This window comes from Verminephrobacter aporrectodeae subsp. tuberculatae (assembly GCF_026127385.1).
Lineage (GTDB): Bacteria > Pseudomonadota > Gammaproteobacteria > Burkholderiales > Burkholderiaceae_C > Acidovorax > Acidovorax aporrectodeae.
In genome coordinates this window covers 293,216-306,866 of sequence record NZ_QZCX01000002.1, presented here as the reverse complement: position 1 = coordinate 306,866, position 13,651 = coordinate 293,216, and the positions used below count along the sequence as shown (strand labels likewise).

Annotated in this window: 6 protein-coding genes; all 6 read left to right on the top strand. The window is 60.2% G+C overall.

Annotated elements, in window-relative coordinates; genetic code table 11:
* Positions 1–22 precede the first annotated feature (22 nt).
* The 6 genes from D5041_RS09355 to D5041_RS09330 all read left to right on the top strand — a co-directional run bounded on the left by D5041_RS09355 (position 23) and on the right by D5041_RS09330 (position 13,628).
* Positions 23–6,352 (top strand): Ig-like domain-containing protein, encoded by a 6,330-nt coding sequence (locus tag D5041_RS09355; RefSeq protein ID WP_265284540.1) that lies wholly within the window; start codon positions 23–25, stop codon positions 6,350–6,352.
* A complete protein-coding gene (locus D5041_RS09350; protein ID WP_265284538.1) occupies positions 6,343–11,028 on the top strand; it encodes an RHS repeat-associated core domain-containing protein in 4,686 nt (1,561 codons plus the stop codon). The genes D5041_RS09355 and D5041_RS09350 overlap by 10 nt, the downstream gene beginning before the upstream one ends.
* Before the next feature lie 11 nt (positions 11,029–11,039).
* Positions 11,040–11,591: a hypothetical protein gene (locus D5041_RS09345; protein WP_265284536.1), complete on the top strand. Its 552-nt coding sequence runs from the start codon at positions 11,040–11,042 to the stop codon at positions 11,589–11,591.
* Positions 11,592–11,661: 70 nt separating this feature from the next.
* Positions 11,662–12,303 (top strand): hypothetical protein, encoded by a 642-nt coding sequence (locus D5041_RS09340; protein ID WP_265284535.1) that lies wholly within the window; start codon positions 11,662–11,664, stop codon positions 12,301–12,303.
* A gap of 41 nt (positions 12,304–12,344) precedes the next feature.
* Positions 12,345–12,545, top strand: coding sequence for a hypothetical protein (locus D5041_RS09335; RefSeq protein WP_265284534.1), 201 nt, complete (start codon positions 12,345–12,347; stop codon positions 12,543–12,545).
* Positions 12,546–12,965: 420 nt separating this feature from the next.
* Complete coding sequence (locus D5041_RS09330; protein WP_265284532.1) at positions 12,966–13,628, top strand: ankyrin repeat domain-containing protein; 663 nt, start codon at positions 12,966–12,968, stop codon at positions 13,626–13,628.
* Positions 13,629–13,651: the final 23 nt, after the last annotated feature.

Below are 13,651 nucleotides of genomic sequence, written 5' to 3'. Positions count from 1 at the left end.
TCCGCCTGCCGTGACCCGCGCCATGACCCCCCCGACCCCGAAAGACAGCCTGCGGGCGCTGCCGCTGTCGTGCCTGCTCGCGGCGGCCAGCCTGTGGTTGGCGCTGCCGCTGGCGGCCGCAGAGCTTGGCATTGCAGACGGCGTCGTGCTGAAGTTTGGCCCGGAAACGCGGTTGGTGGTTCGGGACCGGCTGGTCCTCGGAAGCGGCATCACCATGACCAGCCAGAAGGACGACACGGTCGCGGGGCCGCTGGCGGACACGGCGCAAACCCCGGCGGTGGGGGACTGGCGCGGCCTGCGCATCGAGAAATCCGCCGCCGGCATGATGGGGTCGTTCGTTTTCGACGATTTGACGCTGCGCTACGCCGGCGCTGCGGAACCCGGCGGCGGCGCGGCCGCGGCATTGACGCTGCGCGGCCTGAGTCCGAGGCTGAACTACCTGCAGTTCTCGCACAACGCCGTCGGCTTGCGCCTGCTCGATGGCGCCAGCCCGGCCATTGCGGGGGCCAGTTTCCAGCACAACGCCACGGGGGTGGATGCGCATGGAGGCAGCGCGCCCACGATTACCCAGACGCAGTTCAGCGGCAACAGCGCATTCGCCATCGCCAACGAAACACCGGCTTCGCCGATCCAGGCCGGGAACAACTGGTGGGGGCACCCCAGCGGCCCCAGGCAGGCGGCACGCAACCCGCAGGGACAGGGCGACGCGGTCTCCGACGGCGTGAACTTCGAGAGCCCTTTGACGCAGTCGCCGCTGCTCAACCCGAGCGTGCGCCTGGCGGCCCCGGCGCCGTACTTCGAGCAGCGCACGGTGCTGCTGGACATCTCCTGCATCAACGCCACGGAATACCGCGTGGCCGAAGGCGAGGCCTTTGCAGGCCTTGCCTTCCAGCCCCTGGTCAACGGCCGCACGCAGTTGGCCTTTGTCACGTCCGAAGGGGACGGGCGCAAATCCATCAGCGTCCAGTACCGCAACGCCAGCGGCACGCTGGCGAGCGCACAACTGTCTGGCGGCGTCCTGGTGGACCGCCTGCCCCCCACCGTCGCGCTGACCAATCCCGCCGCGGGCAGCGTGATCGGGCAGCCCATTACCGTGGAAGCCCGTGCCAGCGATGGTTCGGGAATCGCCCAGGTGCAGTTCTTTGTGGACGATGTCCTGGTGGCCACGCGCACCAGCGCCCCTTACAGCCATGCGTGGAACACGGACGCCGCCGCGCAGGGAACGCACCAAGTGAAGGTGCGTGCCACGGACCTGGCGGGGCGCAGCAGCGAGCACGGCGTCGAGGTCACGGTCTCGCGCACCCCGCCGCCGCAGGACACGCAGGGGCCGGTCATGGCCGACGTCCGGATCGACGGCGTGGCGCTGGCCAACGGCGCCACCCTGGCGCGCAGCGGCAACCTGACGGCGGCGGTGAGCGACAGAAGCGGGGTTGCGCGCGTGGAACTGCTGCTCGACGGCGCGCTGCTGGCAAGCGCCAGCAGCAGCGGCGCAGGCAGCCACACGGTGCCGGTGGATATCGACGCCGTCGCCAACGGCGCGCACACGCTGGGCCTGCGCGCGCTCGACTCGCTCGGCAACATCAGCACGCTCAGCTACACGATCACCATTGCGCATGCAGCGCCGGAGGTCCCGGTTCTGACGCAACCAACAAATGGCCTGACGACGCGCAACGCCCGCATCGCCGTCGCAGGCAGCGCGCAGGCCGGCAGCACGGTGCAACTCATGCTCAATGGACAAGCCGGCGCAGGCCCGATCACGGTCGCCGGCGATGGCCGCTTCAGCGGCGAACTGACCTTGGTCGCAGGTGTCAACCAGGTGCAGGCCCGCGCGTCGAACGCGCACGGCAGCAGCGCGGACTCGCCTGCGATCCGGGTGCATCTGGACCTCAGCGTCCCGGCCCGCCCCGGCAGCCTGACGGCCAGCGCGCAAAGCGCGGGCAAGCTGCGTCTGAGCTGGGCGCGCGCGACCGACCCCAACGTCACCGGCTACCAAATCTACCGCGCCGCAACGGGGTTCGACGCCGTTGGCGAAGCCGTCAGGATCCACTCCGGCAACCTCGCCGCGACGGCGACGATCCATGAAGACCTGCCGCCGTCCGATGGAATCTGGGTCTACCGGATGGTCTCGGTAAATGGCGCGGGAACGCAGTCAGAGCCCTCCAACGCCGCGCAGGCCGCGTCGGACGCCACGGCGCCGCGGGCCCTGTCCATCGCCTACACCAGCCTGGGCAAAACCGACGCTGCCACGGGGCGCATCGGCCAGGGGCGGGTGAATCTCACGCTCAGCACCAGCGAGGCGCTGCAGGCCAGCCCCTACCTGTCCATCGTTCCGCAGGGCGGCGCACCCATCCCCGTCGAGCTGAGCCGGACCAGCGACACCGTCTACAGCGGCAGCTTCCTGATCGGCCCGGCGACCCCCGCGGGCGTCGCGAACGCCCTGTTCTCCGCGCGCGACCTGGTGGGCAACCGGGGCACGGAGATCGCCGCCGGCGCCACGCTCAGAATCGACACCGAGGGCCCTGCGCTGTCGGCCATCACGCTCACGCCCGCAGCGCCGATCAGGAACGACCCCGCGCAAACGCTGCAAGCGACCTTCGGCTTCAGCAAGCCGCCCGCGGCCACGCCGCAGGTCCGCTTCCTGCTCTCGGGTCCGGTGCGCACGCCCGTGCCCATCGACGGGCTGACCCGGGTCGACGCCAGCACCTACTCCGCGCGCTTCCAACTGCCCGCGGACGCGGGCCTGGGCAGCCCCGAGAGCCTGGGTTTCAGCCACCAGTCGCGCGACGACCTGGACAACCTGTCGGCCAAGGTCTTGGCGTTCAACCGCTTCCAGGTCTACCAGGGCGACCTGCCGCCGCTGGACGTCCCGTATGCGTTCAGCGCCAAGGCGCAGGCGGGCGGCAAGGTCCGGCTGTCCTGGCAGGCGGTAGAGCAGGCGCACAGCTACCAGCTGTACCGCCAGGCGCCGGGCGAAACCGGCTTGCAGGCACTGGCCCGCACCGCAGGCATTGACTACATCGACCAGACCCCGGCCGACGGCCGCTACCGGTACGCCGTCGCCACGGTGCGCCAATCCAATGGGCAGGAATCCGTTTCCGGACAAAGCGCGGCGCTGGAAGTGCTCGCCAGCGCGACGGCCCCGGGCGCCCCGCAGAACCTGGTACTCACGCTCACGGGCCAGGGCATCTACGCCGCATGGCAGCCGCCCCTGGCCAGCAGCGTGGACCACTACAGGCTGTACCGCGCCACGGGGACGCGCATCAGCAGCGTCGGGGCAATGGCGCCGTACAAGACGCGCATCAAGACCCCGCAGACCTACGACAGCAACCCCTCGCCGACGCAGGGCGCGTATGCGGTCACGGCGGTAGACGCTGCGGGCAACGAATCGGCGCTATCGAACTCGGCGTACCTCAACGCAAGCCTGCTGCCGGTGCGCGAACTGCGCGTCGAGCAGATCGGCAGCCAACTGCCCCTGATCCGCTGGAGCGCGCCCAACGGCAACGTGGCCGGCTACTTGGTCTTCGTGGGTCCGGACGCGGACAGGACCCGGCTGACGCCCAGCCCGATCACGGCCACCCAGCTGAGCGACACGGGCTATACCGCCGGAGAACGGCGCTACACCATTGCCACGGTCGACGCGAACGGCGTGGAGATGCCGCGCAGCATCGTGCTGCCCAGCGTCTCCAGCCAGATCGCCTCGGGCCTGCCGATCAAGCGCGGCGAGATGAACCGGCTGCAGGTGCAGGTGGCGAATACCTCGGCGAGCACGCTCGAAGGCATGCGCGCCGTGGTGCGCCTGCCCACGGACCGCGAGGCCACGCAGTTCCAGGAGCACAGGTCCCAGGTCTTTGCGCTGGCGCCCAACCAGACCCGGCTGGTGCCCGTGATCGTCGGGGGGTACGCCGACCTGCCGGGAGCCCCGCAGGCGCAGGTCGGGGTGGAGATCGCCCCGTTCGAAGGCGAGATCGTCAAGATCGCCCGCGACCAGGCGGTGCAGGTGAGCGAGGGCGCGCTGGTGGTGGGAATGGCCACCGACGAGTTCACCCGCGGCGCGACCGGAAAGCTCAAGCTCATGATCGAAAACCCGTCCGACGTGGACGTGGAACTGCTCACGGCGACGAACAACGGCGCCGACGCATCGAGCGAGTTGCGCCTGAAAATCCTGGACACCGACGGCAACGTGCTGGCCACGCAGCCCTACAAGCAGGTGCTCGGCGCCAACGTCGTGACATTGACCAATGGCCAGACCGTCGCGCGCATCCCCGCGGGCAGCAGCTACCTCTCGGACCAGTTCCTGCTCAACGTCCCCGCCGCCAGCCCCGACAGCGTCCGCGTCCGACTGGAAATCGACCGCCTGCGCTACCACTCGGGCCAGGAGGACGAGGTGCAGATCGCCGCACGCGGCGCCGAGAAAACCGTCTCCCTGCGCGAGACCACGTACTTCGGCGAAGTCAGCGACATCCGTCCGATCACCTCCTTGGGCGAGCAGGACGTGCTCATCACGGGCCGCGCGCTCAACCGGGCAAGCCAGACGCCCATGCCCGGCACGCGGCTCAAGCTGATCCTCAACCAGCAGGGCTTCGAGCGCAGCGTCAACATCGTGACCGACGCAGCGGGCAACTTCGTCCACACCTTCAAGCCCACCCTCACGGACGCGGGCCTGTACAAGGTCAGCGCCATCCACCCGGAAATCACCGACCGCCCGGAACAAAAATCCTTCACGATCCAGCGCGTCACCGTCGGCCCCTCCCCCTACAAACTGGACGTCCCCAAGAACTACCCCTTCAGCATCCCCCTGTTCGTGCAGGCCGGCGCAGCAACGAGCGCCAGCGGCCTGCGGCTGACCCTGGACCCGGCAAGCCAGCCCACGGGGCAGGTGCCGGACGGCATCAGCGTGCAGCTGCCGAGCCCCGTCAACCTCGGCGAACGCCAGCGGCTGAACCTGCCCGTGCTGTTCACCGCGAGCAACGCCGCGCAACCCTCGGGCAGCCTGATCCTGACCGCGCGCAGCGACGAACACGCCGGAGCGCCCCTGGGACTCGTGCGCGTGGACTACACGCTATCCGAGGCCCTGCCCTACCTGGTGAGCACGCCCAGCCTGATCGAAACCGGCCTGGCGCAAGGCAGCACCCAGGTGGAATCCGTCACCGTCAAAAACAACGGCCTGCAGGACGCGCTCAACCTGCGCTTCAGTTTGACAAAAACCGACGGCACGCCCACGCCCGCATGGGCCAGCATGGGCAGCGCCGCCGACGGCAGCCTGGCCATCGGGCAGAGCCGGGCCATCGACCTGGCTTTCTCGCCCCCGCCAGGAACGCCCGAAGGAGTCTACGAATACAGGCTGCGCGTCGTCGGCGACAACGTGCCCGCGCAGGCGCTGAACGTCTACGTCAGCGTGACGCAAAGCGGGCAAGGCAACGTCCTGTTCAAGGCGGCTGACATCTACACCGCCACGGTCGGCAAGAACGGCCAGCTGATTCCCGGCCTGGCGGGGGCAAGCATCACGATGCAAAACGAAGACGTGGGCAGCGTGAGCCGGGAACTGAACACCGACGCCTTGGGCGAGGCCCTGTTCCAGAACCTGCCCGCGGGCCGCTACAGATTCCGCGCACGCGCGGCAAACCACCAGGATGCGAGCGGACGGCTGCTCATCAAGCCCGGAATCACGGTCAACCAGCCGATCTTCCTGAACTACAACGCGATCAACGTCGAATGGAGCGTGCGCGAAATCACGATCCAGGACCGCTACGAGGTGACGCTCAACGCCACCTTTGAAACCGACGTCCCCGCCGCCGTGGTGGTCCTGCAGCCGGCCAGCACCAACCTGCCCAAGATGGCCGCGGGCGACGTCTACCACGGGGAACTGACCCTTACCAACTACGGCCTGATCCGCGCAGACAACGTCAAACAGAAACTGCCGCAAAGCGACGCCTACTTCCGCTACGAATTCCTGGTGGAACTGCCGGTAACACTGCAAGCCAAACAGCGCATCACGATCCCCTACCGCGTCATCGCCCTGCAGTCGCTGGACGCAGTAGCGGGCAGCGGCAACGCGTCGGGCGGCGGGTGCCACAACTACAGCAACACCCTGAACGTGAGCTGCGACTTCCAGTGCGCGAACGGGACGCAATCGGAATGCGGTGCATCGACCTCGTGGTTCTCCGTGAGCAATAGCTCCTGCCCGGACAGTGGTGGCGGGCCGGGCAGTTCGGGTGCGGGAGCGGGCTCTGGCGGGTTTTGGGGAGGCGGTGGCAGCAGCGGGTTTGGGGGAGGTCGCGGCAGCAGCACGCCGATCAAGATGAAGGGCAAGCGGTGCGTATACGTGGCCAAGGGAGGAATGCAGTGCAACTGAACAACACGCTGAGCAACACGCAGGCGAAAAAGATGCAAGAAACCCTGTCCTGGATCGAAACGCCGAAACGCAGCAGCAGGGCTGTGTTGCTGGTGCTCGCGACAGCGTCCCTGCTGCCCGCGCAGGCGCAACCCATAGGCGTTGAGACGCGGATGCCGCCTCCACCAGTGCAATCCATAGAAACGGCGGCGCAGGTCACGCTACCCAACGGCTACCTGAATCTGCGCTCCAACGATTTGGTCGTCAGCAGCGCAATGGGACCCATGCGCTGGACCCGGGAATGGGATGGCCATGAATGGCGCTTTAACCCGCAGTGGGAAAGCCTTTCGCAGAATTGGAAAAACCTCACGGGGAGCAGCAGCGCCAGCGCCGAGATCGGCGCCACCACCAGCACGGGAGACTCCGGATGCTGGATCTGGGTTGACGATGACTGGCAGCCCTCGCTGCAAATGACCGTCGGCGGTGGCGTTGTCATGGTTGACGGCGTTGCGCAAGCCAACCCCATGGTGGCCAAACGCAGCACCCCCTTCAACCGCAAGATCAGCGACGGCAGTTCCGCCGACTACCCAGCGCCCCAACGGGTCAGCCTTGACTACGCCGCCCTGTGCCCCGGAGCCAAGGCCCAGTTTGTGGATACGGAAGCCATCCGGCTCGGCAACCAGCTCTTCATGGGCGACGCCGGGCGCTATACATTCGACAATCGATCCGTTCTGGAAAAACGCCCGATCCAACAGCTGCCGGCCGCATCAACAACAGCAAGCCACACCCGTGAGGACTCCACCCGCGCGACCCCTGCGACCCCGGCACCCGAGAGCAACGCCAAAGGCTTTCGCTGGAGCAAGAGAAACGGCGACTGGATGGACTACGACGCCCAAGGCCAGGGCGTGGCCTTTGGCGACCGCAACGGCAACACCATCTGGCTGCAGCGCGACGACCATGGCCGGCTGCTGAGCACGGTCGATGACAGCGGCCATACCCTGCTGAGCTTTCACTACACGGGCGAACTGCTTACCGAAGTAAAAGACTATCCCCTGGCCACCGTGGTGGGCGATCTGCCATCGCGCTCGATCAAGTACCAATACGACGACAAAAACCGCCTGACCCAAATCACGGACCCGCGCGGCAACACCATCCAATACGCCTACGACGCGGGCAACCGCCTGATTCAGATCACCGACCCGGAGGGCCGAACAGAGCGCATCGCCTACGCCGAAGACACCGTCAAGCAACGCATCACACCCGACGGCGGAGTCACCGACTACGAATTCGACTACGACGACGTAAACAAACAATTCATCAGCAAAATCACCGGCCCCGAGACCGCCGCGGGCAGGCGGGTGCAGGACTACACGCACAACCGGCAGGGCCAACTGGTGCGGCACACGGTCAACGGCCGCACCGAAACGGAAATCCGCTACGACACCGGCTACCGGGCCGAAACCCGAACCAATGCGCGCGGCTTTGCGACCAAAACCACAAAGAACGAGTTCGAGCAGATCGTGGAAACCCAATACCCCGATGGCAGCATGCAGAAAATGGCGTACTCCGCGCTGCACATGGGCATGACGGAGGAAACCGATGAACTGGGCGTCAAGACAAAGTACGAATACGACGCCAAAGGCAATTTGCTCAAGACCGTGCAGGCTGCGGGTACCGCCGCGGAACAGACCACGGAGTACCAGGTCAACCCCCAGGGCCAAACGACTCGCGTAACGCACAAGGGCAGGACGGAGAGCAACGGCAGCGTAACACCCGATGCCACATGGCAACTCGCCTATGACACCCAAGGGAAAACCAGCCAGATCACCGACCCCGAGGGAAACACACGCAGCTACGTATTCAACCGCATGGGCGCGCTGGTCAAATACACCGATCCCCTGGGGAACGCAACGACCTACGAAACCGACGCCACGGGCAATCTCACGAAGATCACCAACCCCCTCGGCCATGTGCGCACCTTCCGCTACGACAAGAGCGGCAACCAAACCAGCAGCATCGACGCCAAAGGCAAGGCCACCCTGATGGCCTATGACAGGATGAACCGGCGCGTACAAACCACTAACCCCGTTGGCGGCGAGTACAAACGGCGCTACGACACGCAGGGATTGCTGATTAGCAAAACCGATGAAGATGGCAGGACCACCAGCGCAGAGTACGATCTCTTCCAGCGCCTGATCCGCACGTCGGACGCCTTGGGCAACGTCACCAGTTACAACTACCAGATTGCTGACGGCGGTGCTGCTGGCATTCTGGGGACTCTGGACAATCCCACGGAGATTGAATACCCTACATTCACCCAGAAAATCCGCTACGATGTCAACGAGCGCCCCACCAACGAAATCCTGGTCTATGCCGACAGCAACGGCACGCAAACCGTGACCCGCAGCAGAAAAACCTACGACGCGCGCGAGCAACTCAAAAGCGAAACCGACGCCAACGGCAAGAGCCGAAGCTATGCCTACGACGCGTTCGGCCAGATGGTCGAATCCGTCGATGCCCTGGGCGGAAAAGCGCAGGCCCGTTTTGACGCGCGCGGCAACCTCATTGAAGCAAAGGACGCCAAAGGCAACACCACCGGCTTCACCTACGACCGCAACGACCACCTGACCAGCGAAACCCTGGCCGAAGGACAGGTCACGCACTACAGCTACGACGGCGCAGGCAGACTCACAGAACGCATCGACCCGGCCGGCACCAGGAAGCGCTACAGCTACGACGCCGCCAACCGTGTCACCCAAATACAACAGATCCGGGATACCACCGTCGTACGCACCGTCTCCCAGACCTGGGACGCCGAGAACAATCTCACCGCCTGGAGCGACACCGACCCCACGCGCCCCACAGGCCAGCAAACCACCAGCGCCGTCCTGACCTACGACGACGCAGGCCGCAAAACCAGCGAAACCATCAGCTATCCCAACCCCGCAGGCGACAGCTACCGTTTGACTTACTCCTACGAATACAGCAAAGCAGGCAAGAAAACCAAACTGACCTGGGCCGATGGCACGGCAATCAGCTACGGCTACAGCGCGCACGGCGAGCTCGAATCGGTCAGCATCCCGGGCGAAGGCAGCATCAGCGTGAATCAGTTCAAATGGATCGCACCCGCCAAGCTCACCCTGCCCGGAGGCAGTACAGAGGAAAGAACCTGGGACGGTTTGTTCAACTTGGAGGCGCTCAAGAGCCGAACCCCGGGCCAGCAAATCACCCTGAACCTGACCAGTAGTTACGGCAACCAGAGGGAGATAAAAACCGCCAGCCGCACCGATACGGTCAATGGCTCCAGCGGCACCCGCGCCAGCAGCTATGACTACGACGACGAATTGCGACTGACCCGCGTGGGCACCGACACCGGCGGCCTGCTCGGTCGCGATACCGAAACCTTCGGGCTCGATGGGCTGGCCAACCGCATCACGCACAGCCGCACTGGCAGTGGCACCTGGAAATACGACAAGAACCACCGCCTGCAACAGCACCCCGGCGCCAGCGGTCTTGGCGTGGTCAGCTATGCTTACGACGCCAACGGCAACCAGACGCAAAAGACCGAAGGAACAAAAACGACCCGTTACCACTACGACAGCGACAACCGTCTGATCGAGGTGCAAAATGGGGATGGAAACACCATCGCCCGTTATGGCTACGACCCCATGAACCGGCGCATCTGGAAAGAACAGTACCGTGACAAGACAGGGCAACTTCTGGCTCCCGCCATGCGCACATACTTCCTGTATGCTGGCGAGGGAATGCTCGCCGAAGCCACACAGGCCCTGGAGATCAACGCCGACCATTCCATCAGCGCCAGCCATGCCCCGGTCATCACCACCCAGTATGGCCCCACGCCGGACAGCGAATTCATGACAGAAACGCTATTCATCAAGACCCGGAACGGTCAAGGCATCGAGGTTTTTGCTTACTACCATGAAAACCATTTTGGGGCCCCGCTGCAGGCGACGGACAAGGCGGGTAACGTGCTCTGGGCGGCAAACTACAATGCATTCGGGCGAGCAGAGATGACGACGCAAAAAGCTGCGACAGGCCATGCCTGGATAGATTCACAGATAAGACTTCCAGGGCAGTATGAGGATGTGGAAACCGGGCTGTATTATAACTTTCACAGATACTACGATCCTGAAACCGGGAGGTATCAGCAAAGTGATCCGATCAGGCTGCGTGGAAGGATTAATCCATACGCCTATGCTTCGGCAAATCCATTGCATTACATTGATCCGAGAGGTTTGGCGGCATGCACCTACACTGTTCTCTCGGGTGAACTTACATGCGTTTCTAATGATCCGGAAAAAAATGGGTTTTCTGGACAATTTACATCCGGAAACAATAGCATAGGAAAATGCAAAGATAACCCTGAGTGTGAGAAAATTAGTAATGTTGGTCCTATCCCTAAGGGGTGCTACTCATGGGGAATTGATGGAAAGCCAGATGGGTTTCGTCGACGATTTTTGGATCCTTTGCCGAACTCTCCATCTGCGGATAGTGGGAGATCTCGTCTTCAAACCCATTGTTGTTCACGCACGGGTGAAGGCCTTCCATTCGATCCAAATAATATTAAATGCTCCAAAGGTTGCGTGGTGAGTTTATGCTCCATCATCATAAAATTATATGAATTTTTGGATGCAGAAAATGTAGGAAGAGAAGGAAACACCTTATGTGTCAACTGATTCGTCTATGCATGGCATGGTTTTTTATCGGGATCGTTATCATTCCAGCAACAGTCTTTGCCGATAACAATCCCCGCCCTGGTTCTCAGACTGCATTGAACGGCTTGATTCAGAGTTATCGTCACACAATCATCAAGTCGATGGAGTTTCAGGAAAAGAGCAAAGAAATTCCGGGATTTGAGCCTTATACGATAAACTATCAAGGCGAAGAAATTCATGGATTTATACCCTATGCGAACACGAGCCATCAAGATCAGATTTTATCGACTATAATAATGGGTTTGGACAACATAGATAACGATGCAGCAAATCAACTGGTGCTTGATTTTTCTGGAGTATATTTTGGAGAAGCTTCAGCAGCCGTATTTTCAAGTCTTGTTAATCGCAAAGGAAGAAAATTAAAAAAATATCTTAAAAAAGATCGATCACTGACCGATTGGTGTAGCAAAAAATTACCTGCCGGGGTTTGCCACGAGGAAGGACATGCACTCTCATCCTTGCTTGATGACATTGAAGAAGAAAGTCATTTGGAATATTATCTATCCATTTATCCCTATCCATAGGATTTACACAAACCAAGTTCATCCAGCACCCAATTTGAACTTTTGTTCTCAGTTCACATGAAAACCATGGGTGCGCTGGACTGAATCATTTTATATAAGCAAATCATCAGAGATTAATTCAATAACTTCTCTTATTTATCTTGAATATTATGTTTACTCTGAAATAAGGTTGCACATCATGTGCCAATTTTTTCGCCTATGTATGGTATGGTTTTTTTCCGGCATTGCCGTCATCCCCGCGACAGTCTTTGCTGATGATATTGATCCGCGCCCTGGATCTCAGTCCGCATTGAACAGCTTGGCTTATTACTATGGCCTTATAGTTATCGAAACGGTGAAGTTTGAGATGAAAAACAAAGAAATTCTGGCTTCTAATCTCCAATTAAACTATCAGAGCTATCGAGAGCAAATCTTGGTGACTGTGCTAAGGGGCTTGGATAACATAGACAACAGCGAAGCAGATCAACTGGTGTTTGATTTGTCGGGGGTATCCTTTGGCGAGGCTACAGATCCCCTGTATGCATGCCTTGTGCAGCGCAAAGCCAGGAAATTAGCAAAGTACCTGAAAAAAGGACGCTCGCCGACCGAATGGTGCACCAAAGAACTGCCTGCAACTGCAGCGGTTTGCCGCAAGAAAGAAGATGCGCTTCTGCTTTTGCGGGATAATATAAAAAAAGCAAATTCAAAATGTGATTCCCCGCTCTATCCATAGATCAGAATAAAGACTTGGCAAACCCATAACAGACCCGGCTGGTGCCCGTGATCGTCGGGGGGTACGCCGACCTGCCGGGAGCCCCGCAGGCGCAGGTCGGGGTGGAGATCGCCCCGTTCGAAGGCGAGATCGTCAAGATCGCCCGCGACCAGGCGGTGCCAGTGAGCGAGGGCGCGCTGGTGGTGGGAATGGCTACCGACGAGTTCATCCGCGGCGCGACCGGAAAACTCAAGCGGGGTTGATGGCGGTTTAAATTTATATCTTTACAGCCTTGCAAATCCAATAAATGTCACGGATTCGACTGGTGAGATACCTCCAATAATTTTAGTTCCCGTGTCCTTTTGTGCGCGTTTTCCGCGTGTATGTGCGGCCATATTTTATTGCATAAGAAATCCCGACAAGTGCAGAAAATGTTTTTGCAAAGCAATTCATCCGATTTACAAAAAAGCATGCGAATTTCCTGGATGCAAGAAAAGCAGGGCAGGTGATGATCCTGCGTCGTTTGAATTAAGACTATCCATGGCTGGGGCATGCATTGCCGGTAGGAAAATCGCTAGAAAAATTTGCCGAGGCACGGACAAAACGCCATCGGGAGAAAATCATGAAAAAGAATTGGAAAAGGCTGTAGACAAATGGAAGATATGTTTTGAAAAGCTGAGAAATTGTTTGATGCAGGAGTAGCGATGAGTAATTATGTTGCATTCAAAAGCATTGAGTATTTTATCTTGAATGGATTCTGGCGTGATGCTATTGAAATGGTCAAAAAAAATCCTGAGACAGTCAGCATTCTCGAGAAAGATAATGATGACCAAATTTGCTCGTTACTCTATATTGCTTCATTTTTCAACGAATCGCACGATTTGATGAAAATCTTACTCGAATTTGGCGCAGACCCGAATACAGAAGCAGAGTCGAGTGGTGGTGCAACTCCTCTTGGGAATTCGATATACAATAGCGATTGCAAAGAAGAAATGAATAATATAGAGAATATAATATTACTTGTCTCCGCTGGTGCTGATTTGCGGAAATTTGATGAAGCCGGGAACACCCCCTTGCATGCGGCTGTTTATGTGGGGCGTCCAGATATTGTTGAGTTTCTTCTCATTTCAGGAGCCGATCCATTTCAAAAGAACTTATATGGGGATGATATTTTTGAATACATAATCTTTCATCAAAAGTCATCCAGAAGAATGAAGGATATATATGGAGATACTGTCTTTGGACTTGTGGAATCATGTGATGATGCAATAATGAAAGAAATAAAAGAAATAATTGATGAATTTTTGAAGCGTAAACTTGTTTTGCCCGGTTCATGCCCCCCGTGACTTCAGTGGAGCGTGCGCGAAAT

Excerpts from the sequence above, each read along its gene's own strand:
- D5041_RS09355 (WP_265284540.1), top strand. The coding sequence starts at position 23 with ATGACCCCCCCGACCCCGAAAGACAGCCTGCGGGCGCTGCCGCTGTCG.
- D5041_RS09345 (WP_265284536.1), top strand. The coding sequence starts at position 11,040 with ATGGCATGGTTTTTTATCGGGATCGTTATCATTCCAGCAACAGTCTTT.